General features: G+C 59.5%; 15 protein-coding genes and 1 pseudogene. 4 read left to right on the top strand and 12 right to left on the bottom strand.

Annotated features, from left to right (window positions below; translation table 11 throughout):
• Nucleotides 1–10: 10 nt before the first annotated feature.
• From DSD28_RS01705 to DSD28_RS01695, 3 genes are read right to left on the bottom strand one after another with little or no spacing between them, the layout of a single operon-like run.
• A complete protein-coding gene (locus DSD28_RS01705) occupies nucleotides 11–802 on the bottom strand; it encodes a creatininase family protein (RefSeq protein WP_205536136.1) in 792 nt (263 codons plus the stop codon).
• Between the two features lie 9 nt (nucleotides 803–811).
• A complete protein-coding gene (locus DSD28_RS01700) occupies nucleotides 812–1,132 on the bottom strand; it encodes a MocE family 2Fe-2S type ferredoxin (RefSeq protein ID WP_119254620.1) in 321 nt (106 codons plus the stop codon).
• A gap of 19 nt (nucleotides 1,133–1,151) precedes the next feature.
• Nucleotides 1,152–2,243: a fatty acid desaturase gene (locus DSD28_RS01695; protein ID WP_119254619.1), complete on the bottom strand. Its 1,092-nt coding sequence runs from the start codon at nucleotides 2,241–2,243 to the stop codon at nucleotides 1,152–1,154.
• Nucleotides 2,244–2,368: 125 nt separating this feature from the next.
• Here DSD28_RS01695 and DSD28_RS01690 point away from each other — a divergent pair, with 125 nt between their 5' ends.
• Together DSD28_RS01690 and DSD28_RS01685 are read left to right on the top strand one after the other, a co-directional pair.
• Nucleotides 2,369–3,397 (top strand): LacI family DNA-binding transcriptional regulator, encoded by a 1,029-nt coding sequence (locus DSD28_RS01690; RefSeq protein WP_119254618.1) that lies wholly within the window; start codon nucleotides 2,369–2,371, stop codon nucleotides 3,395–3,397.
• A 141-nt stretch (nucleotides 3,398–3,538) separates the two neighbouring features.
• On the top strand, nucleotides 3,539–4,468 hold the full coding sequence (locus tag DSD28_RS01685; RefSeq protein WP_119254617.1) for a substrate-binding domain-containing protein: 930 nt from the start codon (nucleotides 3,539–3,541) through the stop codon (nucleotides 4,466–4,468).
• 166 nt (nucleotides 4,469–4,634) lie between these two features.
• Here DSD28_RS01685 and DSD28_RS01680 read toward each other — a convergent pair.
• Nucleotides 4,635–5,142, bottom strand: a pseudogene (locus DSD28_RS01680) (DNA polymerase ligase N-terminal domain-containing protein); the annotation flags it as partial.
• A gap of 378 nt (nucleotides 5,143–5,520) precedes the next feature.
• Between DSD28_RS01680 and DSD28_RS01675 the strand changes: the two are divergent.
• Nucleotides 5,521–6,294 carry a maleate cis-trans isomerase family protein gene (locus DSD28_RS01675; RefSeq protein WP_119254616.1) on the top strand — a complete coding sequence of 258 codons (774 nt, stop codon included), beginning with the start codon at nucleotides 5,521–5,523 and terminating at the stop codon, nucleotides 6,292–6,294.
• The gene (locus tag DSD28_RS01670) at nucleotides 6,294–7,001 is read left to right on the top strand and encodes a GntR family transcriptional regulator (protein ID WP_205536135.1); all 708 of its coding nucleotides are present in this window, start codon (nucleotides 6,294–6,296) and stop codon (nucleotides 6,999–7,001) included. Before DSD28_RS01675 ends, DSD28_RS01670 begins: the two co-directional genes overlap by 1 nt.
• A gap of 21 nt (nucleotides 7,002–7,022) precedes the next feature.
• Here DSD28_RS01670 and DSD28_RS01665 read toward each other — a convergent pair whose 3' ends face one another.
• The 8 genes from DSD28_RS01665 to DSD28_RS01630 form a co-directional block, all read right to left on the bottom strand.
• Nucleotides 7,023–7,727: a GntR family transcriptional regulator gene (locus DSD28_RS01665; protein ID WP_162911180.1), complete on the bottom strand. Its 705-nt coding sequence runs from the start codon at nucleotides 7,725–7,727 to the stop codon at nucleotides 7,023–7,025.
• 34 nt (nucleotides 7,728–7,761) lie between these two features.
• On the bottom strand, nucleotides 7,762–8,532 hold the full coding sequence (locus DSD28_RS01660) for a pyrroline-5-carboxylate reductase family protein (protein WP_119254613.1): 771 nt from the start codon (nucleotides 8,530–8,532) through the stop codon (nucleotides 7,762–7,764).
• A 38-nt stretch (nucleotides 8,533–8,570) separates the two neighbouring features.
• Complete coding sequence (locus tag DSD28_RS01655) at nucleotides 8,571–9,485, bottom strand: ABC transporter permease (protein WP_119254612.1); 915 nt, start codon at nucleotides 9,483–9,485, stop codon at nucleotides 8,571–8,573.
• A gap of 12 nt (nucleotides 9,486–9,497) precedes the next feature.
• Nucleotides 9,498–10,742, bottom strand: a complete 1,245-nt coding sequence (locus DSD28_RS01650) for an ABC transporter permease (protein ID WP_119254955.1) — start codon at nucleotides 10,740–10,742, stop codon at nucleotides 9,498–9,500.
• Nucleotides 10,735–11,937 carry an ABC transporter ATP-binding protein gene (locus DSD28_RS01645; RefSeq protein ID WP_119254954.1) on the bottom strand — a complete coding sequence of 401 codons (1,203 nt, stop codon included), beginning with the start codon at nucleotides 11,935–11,937 and terminating at the stop codon, nucleotides 10,735–10,737. Before DSD28_RS01645 ends, DSD28_RS01650 begins: the two co-directional genes overlap by 8 nt.
• Before the next feature lie 155 nt (nucleotides 11,938–12,092).
• Nucleotides 12,093–12,893: a carbon-nitrogen hydrolase family protein gene (locus DSD28_RS01640; RefSeq protein WP_119254611.1), complete on the bottom strand. Its 801-nt coding sequence runs from the start codon at nucleotides 12,891–12,893 to the stop codon at nucleotides 12,093–12,095.
• A gap of 12 nt (nucleotides 12,894–12,905) precedes the next feature.
• Entirely contained in the window at nucleotides 12,906–14,057 is a 1,152-nt protein-coding gene (locus DSD28_RS01635) for a M24 family metallopeptidase (protein WP_119254610.1), read from the bottom strand.
• Between the two features lie 40 nt (nucleotides 14,058–14,097).
• Nucleotides 14,098–15,174 (bottom strand): ABC transporter substrate-binding protein, encoded by a 1,077-nt coding sequence (locus DSD28_RS01630; RefSeq protein ID WP_119254609.1) that lies wholly within the window; start codon nucleotides 15,172–15,174, stop codon nucleotides 14,098–14,100.
• Nucleotides 15,175–15,282: the final 108 nt, after the last annotated feature.

Raw genomic sequence — 15,282 nt, 5'->3', positions numbered from 1 at the left:
GGGAGGCGGATCAACCCGCCGTCGCCCAGTCAGCTCGCCGCGCGGCGACGGCATCCCAAACCTGCCCGGCCGCCTCCATCGAAACGAATTCACCGGAGGGGCGGAGGCCAAAGGCCTCCACCGCATCGCCGATCGCCCTCAGCGACAGATCGAGGATCGCCCTGCCCTCCCCGGCGCTCGCCTCCGCCACGTCGGGGTTCTGCGCGAACCGGCCGAGGGGGTCGGTGCGGACGCGACCGGCGCGGTCCATGGCGACGAGGTCCGGACGGATATGCAGCAGCTGCGAAAGCTCGTAACGGCCGGCATGGTCTCCCGTGAAGGCGCCCGTCACCAGCTCCGGATCCGTCCGCACGAAGTGGTCAATCGGGAAGGCGGCGGAGAAGGCCCCGGCCACCATACGCAGGTCTTCCTGGCTTCCGTGATGGCCGCTGACGACGACCACGCCCGAAAAGCCGGCATTGCGGAAGGCGCGGAACTGGTAGAACAGCGTCTCAAGAAGGAGATGGGCCGGCAGGGCCGCCAGCCGCGGATTGACCCCGCCCATCACCTCGCGCAGCCAGGGGGCATGATAGCCCACCTCGTGGACATGATAGGCCATCGTGGGTGCGACGATGCCGCCGAACTGCTCCGCCGCCATGTCGCAGAGCCAGTCCGCCTTGATCGTGTCGAGCCCGAACGGCGCCACATGGCCATGCGGCTCGCACAGGCCCATCGGCAGATAGACGACGGGCCTTGCATTCTGCCGGGCGAGGAATTCCTCCGGCCGCAGCATCTCCCAGCGCACATGTTCCCTGAAGATCACCCGCCCCTCCTAGTCGCCGACGGCAATATAGACGTCGCCGTCGATGACCTTTGCCGGATAGGTCTTGAGATTGATGCAGACCGGCGCGCCCTTCACCTCGCCCGTCTTGTAGTTGAAGCGGCCGTTGTGCTTGGGACATTCGATGATGTCGCCCATGACGAGCCCGTCGGCGAGGTGGACGCGCTCGTGCGTGCACAGGCCGTCGGTCGCGAAATAGTCGTCGTCCGCGCTGCGGTAGACGGCGTAGGTACGACCGCCCGCGTCGAAGCGCACGACGTCCTCTTCATCGATCTCGTCGGCGGCGCAGACCCTGATCCAATTTCCGGACATGGACGTCCTCCTTCCTTTCTCATTCGGCCGGCGCGACGCCGCTCGGGAACAATGTATTCTCCTCGCGGTGGGCTCGGCCCGGCACCGTGCGGACGACGAAGTAGCCAGGGTCGTGCGCCTGACGCCAGAGCGCCGGCAGAACCTCGCGCATGACCTCGAAGAGACTGCGATAAGTATGGGGTAGCTGCTCCTTCACCATGCCGTGCAGCACGGGCAGGTTATAGTAGGGGATCGAGGGATAGACGTGATGCTCGATGTGGAAATTGAGGTTGGCGTATAGGAACTCGGCAAACGGGTTCATCCGGAACGTGCGGGTGTTCTGGCGATGGTCGTAGGAATCTTCCGCAAGGCCGGCATGCTGCGTCAGGAAGCCGAAGAAATAGAACCCGTTGGCATAGAAACGCGGCCCCCAGATGAAGAGCAGCGGCACGATGGTCTGCGCCGCGACGCAATAGCCGACGGTGCCGAGCATGCAGGCGAGATAGAACCGGCTCGACCAGAACATCTTGCGCCATTCGCTGCGCGGCACATAGAACCTGGCGTCGCTGGTGACGATGCCGAGGGAATGCAGGACAATTCCCTTGAGCTCACCCTTGGCCTGCACCAGGAAGAAGAAGTCGGCCGCTACCTTAAGGAGATCGGCGGGCCGCGTCACCAGGATTTCGGGATCGAGGCCAACATGGATCGTGTCGGTGTGGTGGCGGGTATGCCGCCAGCGCCAGTCGACCGGCTCCTTCATCGTCATGAAGAGGCAGAGATTGCAGAAGATCGCGTTGAGCCGGCGGGACTTGAACGTCGCGCCGTGCCCCAGATCGTGGGAGCGCGGGTCGCTAGAGCTATAGATGGTGCCATAGAGCAGGAAGGCGCCGATCGACCACCAGGTGCCGAGCGTCTGGTAGGCCAGTACGCCTGAGGCGGCGAGGAGCGCCAACCATGTGAGATAGTTGATCAGGGGGCGGCGATCCTCGCGCTTCATCAGCAGCTTCAGGTCCTTCCGCTTGATGTCGAAGGTCCACCATTCCCCCTCCTGGGGATCGGCGACCTCAAGGTCGGAATTGGCGTCGAAGGCCTTCGAGAGCTCGTATTTTTCAGGCCGCTTTTTGAACAGCATGGCGTCACTCCTCCAATTGATGTCGGTCAATATTCGCAGCGCATTGCCAGGAGGGCAACCAGCGTGATACTTTTCGGCTCAGCACATGCCAAACAGCCGAACTATTTGTTTCAGAAAGTTTCAAGATGAAGCGTGTCACAATCGCCGATCTGGCCAGGGAAGCCGGCGTCAGCGTATCGACCGTCAACCGCGTGCTGTCCGGACGACAGGTCCGTGGCGACATGATGCAGCACGTCCTCGCCATCGCGGAAAATATCGGCTTCTACGGCACGGCGACCATCCGTAGCCACCTTAAGGGGGACCTCCCGGTCAAGCGTCTCGGAATGATCGTCCAGCAGGAGAGCATGCCTTTTCACAAGGAACTCGGCATGCGCTTCCGGGAGGCGAGCGGCGCCCGCGCGGACAGTCGCGTCGTCGCCCATGTCGAGCATATCGAGGATCTCGACCCTCTCATCATCGCCAATACCCTAAGAAAACTCGGCGAGACGTTCGACGCCATTGCCATCACCTCCGCCGATCACCCGCTCGTCAACCGCGCTGTCGATGAACTGGCGGACAGAGGCGTTGCCGTGTTCACCGCCGTCTCCGACATCAGCTCAAGCGGCCGGGCTGGATATGTCGGGCTGGATAACCGCAAATTCGGCAGGGCCGCGGCCTGGTTCGCCGACAACCTGCAGCGCAAGGGAAACGAGGTCGCGATCCTCATGGGAACACACCGGCACGTGTGCCAGGAGCAGCGGGAAATGGGATTCCGCTCTTATCTGCGCGAACACGCGCGGTCCCTGAAGGTCCTTGAGGCGGTTACCACCCACGAGACCGACCTTGGCGCTTATGATGCGACCTCGGACCTGCTGCGCCGGCATCCGAACCTGACCGCGATCTATGTGACGGGCGGGGGCATCAGGGGAGCCGTCAGGGCCATCCGGGAGGCTGACGGGAAGACACCTCACCTCATCAGTTGCGAGCTGAACGACGAAACGCGCCAGGCCCTCATGGAAGGTAGCCTTGCGGTCGCACTCAGCCACCCCCTGGCTGATCTCGCAGAAAGGCTCGTTGCCGCTATGCTGGAAGCGGCCGACACCGACCGAACCGATCGCGGACGCGCAGAAATCATCCTACCGTTCGTCACCTCGACTGCCGAAAGCATCTTCTGACACATCCTGATATAGTCCTACAGCAGAATGGATACGGACTGAGACGAAAAATATCAGACTGATTGCTTTTCCGATCGATCGCGCTTTAGCTGATCCTGTTTTGACAATTGGCAGGCGAGGAGACCTGCCGAAGGAGGAGAAATGCTAAATCTGCACAAGGTGGCCTTCGCCGCCGCGACCGCCGCGACACTGTTCTGTTCCACCCTTGCAGCACGCGCCGACGATATAGGCGTGTCGATGCCCTATTTCGACGACGTCTGGCTCACCAATCTGCGAAACAGCATCACGTCCAATGCCGAGAAGGCCGGCTTCGGCGTCCAGGCGGAAGACGCCCAGGGCGACGTCAGCAAGCAGGCCGACCAGGTGAACAACCTCATCGCTTCCGGCGTGAAGGCCCTCATCGTCTCGCCCGTCGACACGTCCGCAACGCAGCCGATGACGGCCGCGGCACAAGCCGCCGGCATCCCGCTGATCTATGTCGCCCGCAAGCCGGATCAGGACCTGCCGCAGAACGTCATCTATGTCGGCTCCGACGAGCGGACCTCCGGCGTCATGCAGGCCGAGGAGTTCGCCAAGCAGCTCAACGGCAAGGGCCGCGTCGTGATTTTCCAGGGCGAGCTCGCCGTGAACACCACAACTGTCCGGACGGGCGGAATCGATCAGGTGCTGGCGAAATACCCGGATATCGAAGTCATTCAGAAGCCGAGTGCAAACTATCAGCGCCAGCAGGCGAGCGACATCATGACCAACATCCTTTCCTCGGGCGAGCATGTGGACGGGGTCATCGCCAACAACGACGAAATGGCGATCGGGGCCATCCTCGCAACGATCGCCGCCGGCGCCAACCCGAAGCCCATCGTCTTCGCCGGCATCGACGGAACGGGCGAAGCGCTCCACCAGATGGCCGAAGGAAACCTCGATATCACCGTCTTCCACAATGCTAAGGGGCAAGGCGAAAAGGCCGTCGAAGCCGTCACCAAGATGGTGAAGGGCGAGGCCGTCGAGCCGGTCTACTGGGTACCGTTCGAGCTGGTGACGAAAGCCAACGAGGCGGAATACGCTTCGCGATAATTTCCGTCACGTACTCGACCAATTATCAACTGCCCGGTGTGCGCATCGGGCAGTTTTTTTAAGCGAATCAGGATGGAGATTTCCGCTCAGGTCTGGGAGGATACGAATCCGTAATTCTGCTACCGATTTTCAAAAGTGCGGCGATCTAATTGTGATCGTCCTCGCCAGCCGCGCCGTTCTCCTCGACGGAATGGTCGTCATGGTGCTGATCAGCAGCCAGCTGGTGCGCTTGCCGCCGTCGCGGTCGTGACGCATCCGAACCAGTACGAAACTGCCCTGCAGACGCTTACCGTGCAGCATGAATTTAAAGCGCCTCCTCCGGTGACTTATTGCCCTCCGGCTCCCAATAGCCTCGGTCCCGCAGCATCACCGTGTCGCCGCCATATTGGCCCTTCGAGATCGTGCCTTCGAAGCCGCCGTAGTCAAGCGGGTGATCTTCCACCTCGACCGCCAACCGCTTGTCGCTTGGATCGAGCGACGACCCCTTGGTCATCGCCCAGGATTTGAACAGGCCGTCGAGGTCGAGGTGGAGATCGTAATGAAGACGCGTGGCGTCGTGTTTCTGGATGAGAAGCGCGCCGGTTCGACGGGTTGAACTCCACCGATCCGCTCGGTTCCTTCGTCTGCTTGAAACTCCGCTTCTTTTCAGAGGTTGAGAGCTTGTCAGCCGCCATCGTCGATCTCGATCCATCTGGCATTGCCGGCGCAAGTGGCACCACCAGCTGCGTCGCGACGAAAACCACGGCAATAGTTTGTTGTTCCATCTACTCCACCCGAACATTCACACCTCGGATGCAGTTCGAGCGGCGAGCTTCGCTTTGAAGAGGCGCGTGCCACAACTCCACGGCAGCAACACAGCAGCGGCCGGCAAAGATCGAGATAGATTCCTTGCGCATTCGCCCTTCTCCCTTCAGAAACGCTATGCTGTATGCAGCATTCCACCAATTGTTATGTTTCCGGGACATTTTTCTCATTTTTTCCAAACTTTTGTCGTGTGCTCTTGCTCTCCTTAGGTTAGCTATGTACAGCTTTACAGAAAGGTGGAGGAATGAATGACACGCACTGGTACGATTGAAGATCATGTAGGGCGCGGCGGCATCCGCTTCGACGCCGGTCGGCACCACAAGGCAAAACTAGGTTTTGTCCTCCTCGCGATGGAACAAACGATCGAGGAAGACATGTTCAAGCTGGCGCCTGACGGTGTGGGCGTACATTTCCAGCGTGCTCCGATGGCGAACCGCATCGACGTCGACACGTTGGCGAGCATGGTTTCCGGTATTGGTGATGCCGCCGCACTCATCACCCCTGATGTACAGTTGGATACAATCTGCTACGCCTGCACCTCTGGAAGCGTGGTGATTGGAGAAGACCGCGTGTTTGCAGAACTCAACCGCGGCGCCCCTGGTGCTAAGCCCACATCCATCATTTCTGGAGTGATGCGCGGCCTGGAGGCCTTGAACACAAAAAAGATCGTAGTCGCCACGCCCTACGTTGACCCGGTGAACGAAATCGAACGCCGTTACATGGAGGAGCGGGGCTTCGACGTACTCCATATCGAAGGGCTATCCATCGAAAACGACGAAGACATGGTTCGCGTAACGCCAGACTACATCCTTGAATTCGCAAAACAGGTTGATCGGCCCGAAGCTGAAGCCATATTCATCAGTTGCGGCGCGCTTCGTTCCGTCGATATCATCGAAGCGCTGGAGCAGGAAACCAGCAAGCCTGTCGTCACAAGCAACCAGGCCATGATGTGGGACTGCATGCGGCTTGCCGGGGTGCGGGACAAGCACAACCGATACGGCCGGCTATTCAAGGACTTCTGATGTTCGAGCAAATTGGCGGAGCGAAACCGAAGGCTCCTCGCCCACCCATACGTGGGCAGGCAATGGAGATTCACCGCGTTCTTCGCGACCGAATCTGCCTGCTCACCTATCGGCCTGGTGAACTGCTCGTCGAGGCGGAACTAGCGGCCGAATTCAATGTCAGCCGCACGCCAGTTCGTCAGGCGCTCCAGCGCCTCGACTATGAAGGGCTCGTCGAGACGAAGAACGGCGTCGGTACAACCGTTACCGGCGTCGATTTTCGCGAGTTCAAGGATGTTTATGCGTTTCGCCTGCGGCTCAGCGAGATGATTGGTGACTTCGGCGCCGTAGACCGTTCCGACGAAGCCCTCCAGGCGATAGAGCCACTGGTACCACGCATCGAAGCCCTTCTTCGGAAAAGAGATACCGAGCAATTTTGGCAGGTAAACCACATCCTGCATTTGGCCGTAAACGCGCTGATCAACAACTCTGCCATGCGGGAGGTCCACGACCGCCTGTACCATCAGGCGTCTCGCGCCTGGTACATTTTCATCGATCGCATGTGGGATGAAGAAGTCCTCTTTCTGAAGAACGAGGTCGATGAACTGTGTTGCGCCCTCCGCGCTCGCGACCTTCGCGCCGTCGGGTTCGTGCAACGCAACCACATCTCGTATGGCTTGTCGCGGGTAGCTACTTACAGTGTCGCAGATGAGGGCGACGTCCGTTGAGAGGTCATTTTAGCCGCCGAACTATGCTACATCTACGATCCGACGCCGAAAATAGTTGATGTAGTTGCGCCTGATACTTCCGATTGCGGCACGATCGTTTTCGGTCAGAGCCGTCAAAAGTTCCGTGATTTCCGAACATAGCAATCGGATCGCGTCGGCAGAGATCAACCGCGACACGTCATACCACGCTCTCGCAGCTTGAAAATAGAGATTGTGCCAAACCTCAAGAAAAGCCGGATTGAGGACCAAGCTACTTATGGCGAAATGGAGTTCGTGATTAATCTTCCAATGTTCGTCAACATCGAACCGGTCTTTCAATTTTCGAGCGCGCTCAAGAAGGGCTTCGAGGATCTTAATGTCGTCATCCGTGGCGTCTCGCGTCTGCATTCGTCCGATGAGCGCTGCCATTTCGGAGCGGAATTGGAAAACCGACTCGATCTGCTCGGAATCGAACTGCGTGACAAACGTGCCTATCCCGTTGCGAATTTCTACCAGACCGGCAAGGGACAGTCTTTGAAAAGCCTCTCGGACAGGCGTTCGACTGACACTGAATTCTGCAGAAACATCATTCTCCCGAAGCATATGCCCGGGTCTATACTCCAACGAGCAAATCCGATCCCGCAGCAAATCGTGAATATACGAGGCTGAAGCCTTCTTTGGTTCAACATCGCTGGAAGAATTCATATCGTATTCCGGTTGTTCCGCCGTTCCGGCAAGCGTTTTCACCGGAATCCTTTTTCGCCATAAAATGCACTTCCATTTAAGCGCTCAATCTGGCGTAGACAATATCAAGCGCTTGCCGCCAGAGCAAAGCCGCCTCGCGGTCGAGCAGGTGATCAAGCCCCGCCTTCGTGAAGGTGCCCTCGGTCGCAATCCCGTCAGAAATCTTCGCCAGGCTCGCAGCCGGAAGCGCCATGGCATAGCCGGCCGCACCGGCGATATTGCCCGCGACTATGAGCCGTGCTTGCTCCTGTGACAGCCCCCGCTCCACGAACCAGTTCTCAAGCGTGCCGACAAAACGGTATACCCAACCGGAAAGGCAGGCACCGGCCAGCGAGAGCTCGAACTGTTCCTCCCTGTCGAATGTCACCACTGTCCCGCCCGTGCGCAGAACGGCCTCGACCTCGGTGGAGGACGGGTAGATCGGGATGACGCCGCCACTCACGGTATCGATATAGCTGGAGGGCATGATGCGCACCACCGGCGTATCCTCTCCAAGCTTCGCGCGCAGCCGCGCGATCGTTGTGCCGGCGACGGCCGAGATCACCACATGCCGGGGCAGCAGCGAAAGATTCGCCAGCGCGGCGTCCAACTGTTCGGGCCGCACCGCCAGCACGATCCAGTCAGACTCCGCAAGCATGCGCTCTTCGTCGGCAGCCACTTCGCAGGTATGCCGCTCGGCAAGTGCCTCGGCTTTCTTGTGGCTGTAGGGCGAAAGCAGGATACGCCCATCATGGCCGCCCTTTCGCAGGGCGCCGATCAGGTAGGTTGCAAAATCGCCCGTCCCGATAACGCCTATTGTCGGCTTCATAAACACTCCACTTCATCCGTCGTTCCAGAACGGTCGCTTTATGCCGGCGTCAGTCCTCGCAGACGTTCGCCGCGTCTGCGCAGCAATTCGACGACGGTCAGGAGCAGGATCGAAAGGCAGACGAGAATGCTCGCCACCGCGAGGATCGATGGGGAGATCTGCTCCCGGATACCCGCCCACATCTGGCGCGGTATGGTGCGCTGGTCGTAGTCGGCGAGGAAGATCACCGCCACCACCTCGTCGAACGACGTGCCGAACGCGAAGAGCGCACCCGAAATGACCCCCGGCATGATCAGCGGCATGATGATCTTGAAGAAGACGGTGTGCGGCCGCGCACCGAGCATCTGGCCCGCTCGGATAAGACTGCGGTCGAAACCCGCCATCGCGGCCGTCACCGTGATGACGACAAACGGTGTACCGAGCACGGTATGCGCTAATACGACGCCGATATAGGTGTTGGTCAGCCCAAGGCTGGCGAATAGGAAATAGATGCTCGCGGAGGTCACGATGATCGGCACGATGATCGGGGAAATGAGCAATGCCGTGATGAACCTGCTTGCCGGCATGGTAGCCTGCGAAAGGCCCAGTGCCGCCAGCGTTCCAAGCACCGTCGAGAGCGCCGTGGCGCCGAGCGCGATGAGGAAGCTGTTCTTGGCCGAATGAATCCACTGACTGTTCTGCCAGACGTCCGTCAGCCACGTCCAGCTCATCATCGGACTATCGGGGTTGACCATGCCGTTCTGGAAAACGTCGCGATACCACCGCAGCGAAAATGCCTGAGGATCGAGCCTCAGCATTCCTTCGGTGAAGGTGAAGTACGGGTCGGCGTTGAAGGACAGCGGAATGATCACCAGAACCGGGATCACCAGGAAAAGGAGGATGAGAATGCAGACCATTCTGAATGCGTAATACCAGAGACGTTCCCAAGGACGCGCATAAACCGGCAGGGACATGAATTCTTCTCCTCAGCCCAGCTTGAAACCATCGACCTTAGCCAGTCGATTGTATGCCCAATACAGCAGGAGAACGCTCACCAGCAGCAACGTGGACAAGGCTGCAGCTAGGCTCCAGTTGAGCGATTTCTGTATGTGATAGGCGATGATGTTGGAGATCAGCGTGCCGCTCTCGCCGCCGACCAGGGCCGGCGTGATGTAGTAGCCGAGCGACAGGATGAAGACGAGCAGGCAACCAGCAGCAACCCCAGGCTTCGTCTGCGGAAGGTAGATGCGCACAAATGCCGTGACCTGGTTTGCACCGAGTGACCGCGCTGCGCGCATGTAGGAGGGCGGAACAGTCTTCATGACCGAATAGAGCGGGAGGATCATGAACGGCAAAAGGATGTGGGTCATGGCGATGATCGTGCCGGTGCTGTTGAAGATTAGCGGCAAACGGTTGCCGTCATCGATCGCGCCCGTCCAGACCAGGAACGAGTTTATGACACCCTGGCTCTGGAGTAGCACGATCCACGCCGTGGTGCGGACGAGAAGCGACGTCCAGAACGGCAGCAGAACGAGGATCATCAGCAGGTTCGCATAGCGCATAGGCAAGACCGACAACCAGTAGGCGACAGGAAAGCCCAGCAGCAAGCAGCAGAGGGTGACGAGGGCGCCGATCGCGAAGGTGCGCAGGAACAGCGGCACATAGATGCGCTTGTCCTTGGGCTGTGCGACGATGGCGCCTTGTGGATCGGTCTGCAGATCGAGCGCAGCCAAGTAGAAGCGTCCGGTATATTGAGCCGAAAGGCTCTGAAGTGTCTGCCAGACGCCCGGTTTGGACCAGCCGTCATCCATTTGAACCAAAGACTCGCGATATGGCGCGTGCAGGTCGCCCACACCACGACCTACCTTCATAATGAGGCTGCGCGCGCCCGGCATTTCCGCGTTGACGATGTTTGCGATGCGGCCCGTCGTCTGCCGAGACTGGCTATCCTTAATATCGAGCACCAATGCCTCGAAGGCCGCTTCGTCTGGCAGCGCTGGCCCCGTCCATGAGGCGAGCACGTGCGCGGTCCGCGGCATTTCATTTCCGAATTCCGGACTGTAAGCGCTCCGTACCAGCATTCCCGCAATCGGATATATGAACGTGGCGAGCACGAAGATCAGAAGCGGCACCACCAGCAGGAATGCCCGCAGCTTCTGGCGGCGGAGGGCCGATGCCAGTTGCTTCTTCAGCAAAGCTCGCTCACCTGGGGAGAGAACAGCCTCATCCATGGCGTCCACCTTGCTGCTTGAAGGCGCGGCAGTTTTCCGCGAGCCAACCGATCCGAGTTGTGGCGCCCTTCCTCAACAGCGCACTCTGACCGTCATTCGGCACCTTGACGACCAAAGGACTCTGTCCTGTCACCGCCAGGCGGAGTCGGACGTGATCCCCATGGTAAATCAGGTCGTCTACGGTTGCCTCGAGGGCCGAAATCTTGTCACCCTCGGCCGCCGGGTCGAGACGAATACGCTCCGGTCGGATGGAGAGCGTAGCCGCGTCTCCCGTACGCAGTCCGCCGATTGCAACACCCTTCACGCCCTGCCCGTTCGGAAGCGTGATCGTGCAGGTTCCAGTCTCGTCCCGTAGATCCACCACGCCGGTGAGGCTGTTGTTCTCGCCGATGAAGTCAGCGACGAATGCCGTGCCGGGTTTCTCGTACAATTCGGACGGTGTCGAGAGCTGCTGGATTTCGCCATCATTGAAGACCGCGACCCGATCGGACATCGTCAGCGCCTCGCCCTGGTCATGCGTCACGTAGACGACCGTGACCCCGAGCCGATCATGCAGCGACTTGATCTCGTATTGCATCTGCTCGCGCAGACGCTTGTCGAGCGCGCCGAGCGGTTCATCCATCAAGACGAGTTCAGGCTCGAAGATGAGCGCACGCGCGACTGCCACACGCTGCTGCTGCCCGCCGGAGAGTTGTGCCGGCCGACGCGAACCGAAGCCGGCGAGTTCCACCATGTCAAGCGCCTTGTTGACCCGGTCCTCAATTTCCGCTTTCGAGATTGAACGCACCTGCAGCGGAAATGCGAGGTTCTCCGCGACGGACATATGTGGAAACAGGGCATAGTTCTGAAACACCATGCCAATCCCGCGTTTGTCCGGAGGCACACGGTTGATCGACTTGCCGTTCAACATGATCTCGCCATGCGTCGCCGGCTCGAAGCCCGCAAGCATCATAAGGGTCGTCGTCTTGCCAGATCCCGATGGCCCGAGAAGCGTCAGAAACTCACCGCGAGCGATATCCAGATTGAGGTCGCGGACAATAAGACGCTCGGCATCATATGTTTTCTGAACATTCACGAAGCGGACAATCGCATCGCCGGCCTGTGCTGACGGTCCCGCTGCGCTTTGGCGCGTCTCGGCATTGCTATCGGTGATCAAGACTTCCTCCAGTACATTGGAGCCAATACGCAGCGGCATTTGCATCCGCTCGCTTAACGCTCGTTCTCGACGAGCCGGCTCTGGCGCTTTCGCGAATATAGGCGACCGTGCAGGTCATCCGTTTGCGCCTCTTCGGGCGCATTCTTATCGTTCCCCGACGCGCCCCTGCGGGCGCGCCGATCAGCATATTTCTGCTACGCGGACAAGCGCAACTGAGTGATCCGTCTGCAATCCGTTAGGTAGGGAAGAACGGCGCGCGCTTCTTGCAAAGATCGCGCGTCCAAGTCAGCGATGATCAACTCTTCAGACGCACCTGCCCGTGCGAGATCGTTTCCATGCGGACCGACGATGCAGCTCGCCCCGAGATACGAAAGGTCGTGTTCCTCACCTGCGTGATTGGCGTAAGCGAGATAGACCCCGTTCTCAAATGCCCGCGTCGGTACCACCTGATGAGCCACGACGCCCCAATTCTTCGTCAGCGCCGTTGGCACTACAACGAGGTCAGCACCTTGCTGCGCAGTCTCGCGCAGAATTTCCGGAAACTCGACCTCGTAGCAAATGATGAGTGCGACCTTCCAGTCACCGACGAAAAACGTGGTGAAATGATCTCCTGGCGTAAACCACGTCCGTTCGTATGCATTCGGCAGAAGTGTCTTGCGATGGTTCGCGAGAAGCTTCCCATCGGCTCCGATGGCTGCGGCCGAATTGAACACCAGGCCATCCGCCAACTCGGGATAACCGTAGACAATGCAACAACGATGCCTTTCCGCAAGCACGATAACAGCATCTGAAAAAAGCCCACTGGCGGGCTGGGCGAGCACGCGATGCCGCTCCCCCGCCCGATAGCCGGAGAGAAAGAGCTCCGGACATACGACCAGATCCGCAGAGCGGGCACTATTGGCAAGCGCCCGCTCGAGATCCGCGAGCCGCGCCTCAGGCGAACAATTCGCCTGGGCGTCGCTCTGGTAGACGGCAACTTTGAGGTTCTGTTTCATCTCTATGCCGGATTACGAGTACAGAATCTTCCGCGGGTAGTCGGTCAGATAATCAAAGCCTGTTTCGGTGACGACGATCGAATCTCCGATGCGGCCGCCGAGACGCCCGTCGAGGCTGATGCCGCCATCGACGGCGAAAGTCATGCCGGGCTGCAACACCGTCGTATCGCCGGCCTTCAGTTCCGGAGCTTCGAGATAGGCGACGCCGATCGAGCGACCGGTGCGATAGCCTGTGGTATATCCTGCCGCCGCGTAGCAGTCATTGGCCGCCTGCGCGACACTCTCCGCCGTGACACCGGCCCGGATCGAGCGCAATGCGGCCTGCTGCGCATCAATAGCCGCTTGCTGGACCCTGATCGCCTCGTCGGTCGCCTCCTTCACGAAGAACATCCTGTCGAAGCCGAGCTTGTATTGCTTGAACTGCGCCATGTTGCAGAAGCAGAAGTAGACGGGATCGCCCTTCTCCAGCAGCTTCGTGCTCGACCGGCGATGGACCATCGACGTATCTGCGCCCGACTGCATAATCTGCAGATTGTGGATCAGCGGAGAGACGAATGCCTCCCACCCTTTCGCCGTCAGGAATCCCGCAGCTTTGCGGGTGCCGGCGGCGATGACCGCCAAAGCGGATTCGTATTCGGGCGCGCCGACTTCGAGCGACTGATGCGCGGCCGCCATCATGGCGCCGGCGATCTGTCCGGCCTGTTTCATGACCTCGATCTCAGCGGGAGACTTGATCATCCGCATTTCACCGAGAACCCGGGAAACGTTCCTGAGCGGCGTGCCCCTGTATTCCTCGTCGAGGAAGTTGCGGACGATCGCCGGAATAAAATTGGTCTCGACCCACAGCGCACTAGGGGCCTTGCCAATCGCGTCGCGAAGAACGTTTTCCCAGCGGTTGGCGCCAGAATCCTCCCAGCCACGGACGTCTTCGACCCAGGTCATCTTGGCCACCATCTCGTGCTCCATGAGCGGCGTGATGACAGTAGGCTCCTCATCCGGACGGACGAGGAGGAAGGTCGGGCGGCCGAATTCGACAGAAAGATAGCCCCAGAACCCGGCAAGATATGCAATCGAACTCTCGTCGGTAAAGATCGCAAGATCGACCCCCTCGCTACGCAGGCGATCCTGCAGGGCGCGCGTTCTCGCTCGTGCTTCTTCAAGCATCGTAAAAGTCTCCAGATGGTTATGAATTATGTGCGGATGCTTACTTGTTCAGCCAGACGAGGAAGCGCTCGTTGATCGCATCGCCGTGGTCCGCCCAGAACTCGACATCATTGTGGACGGCCGTCTTGAAGTTGGACGCTTCAGTCGGCATGTGCGCACGCGTTTCCTCGCTGACGAGCGCAGCCGCCGACTTGCGGACCGGCCCATACGAGATCATGCCGGCTTGTTCCGCCATGCGATCCGGACGGGAAGCGAACGAGATGAACTTTTTCGCGGAATCGATATTCTTCGAACCCTTCGGAATTGCCCAGAATTCCTGCACCCAGATTTGACGGTCCCAGATCATCGTGAAGGGCTTGTCAGCACCGACCGCGGTGGAGTCGATACGTCCGTTGGCGGCCATCGTCATCGCGACTTCCTTGTCTGCCAGGAGCTGCGGAGCCTGAGCGTGGGCATCCCACCAGACGATGTGATCACGGATCGTATCGAGCTTGGCGAGCGCGCGCTCAAGGCCTTCAGGGGTCGCGAGTACTTTGTAAACCTCGTTGGCGTCTACGCCGTCAGCGATCAACGCCCATTCGAGGAAGGCCTGGGGCTTCTTCATGAGGCCACGCTTGCCGGGAAAGCGCTTAACGTCGAAGAAGTCCGCCATCGTCGACGGCTTCTCGCCCGGGAACATGTCGTTGTTGTAGGCGATGATCATCGACCAGACGATAGTGCCGACGCCGCAGTCGTTCAGCGTACCGTCGATGAAGTCAGCCTTGCCATCGCTGCCATCGGCCGCCTTCGGCAATTCGACGTCGCTCACGGATTCGAGCAGACCGTCGTCGCAGGCGCGCACGAGATCCTGCATTTCCATATCGACGACGTCCCAGGTGACGTTGTTGGTTTCGACCTGGGCGCGCAGCTCTCCGAGCCCGCCATTATAGTCGACCATATTGGCCTTGATGCCGGTCTCCTGCTGGAAAGGGGCGAGATAGGCCTTCTTCTGGGTGTCACCATAGTGACCGCCGAAGGAGGCGACCGTGATTGACGCATCCTGCGACATTGCAGGCGCAGCCATGGCAGCGACGAAGGTTCCGAATACGCAGGCCTGAAGCACCGATTTCAACGACATGACATTCCCCTTTTTTGGTAGAGCCGCGATCAGCTATATACATCCTTACCATCTTTCCTTTTTCAGGCAAGAATATTTCGCTGATTTGTGGTGCATTTTTTATTATGC

Origin of the sequence: Shinella zoogloeoides (genome assembly GCF_003574625.1) — a bacterium.
In the GTDB taxonomy this organism is placed as follows: Bacteria; Pseudomonadota; Alphaproteobacteria; order Rhizobiales; family Rhizobiaceae; genus Shinella; species Shinella zoogloeoides_A.
The sequence above is the reverse complement of the archived record's forward strand: the minus strand, read 5'-3'. Positions and strand labels throughout refer to the sequence as shown.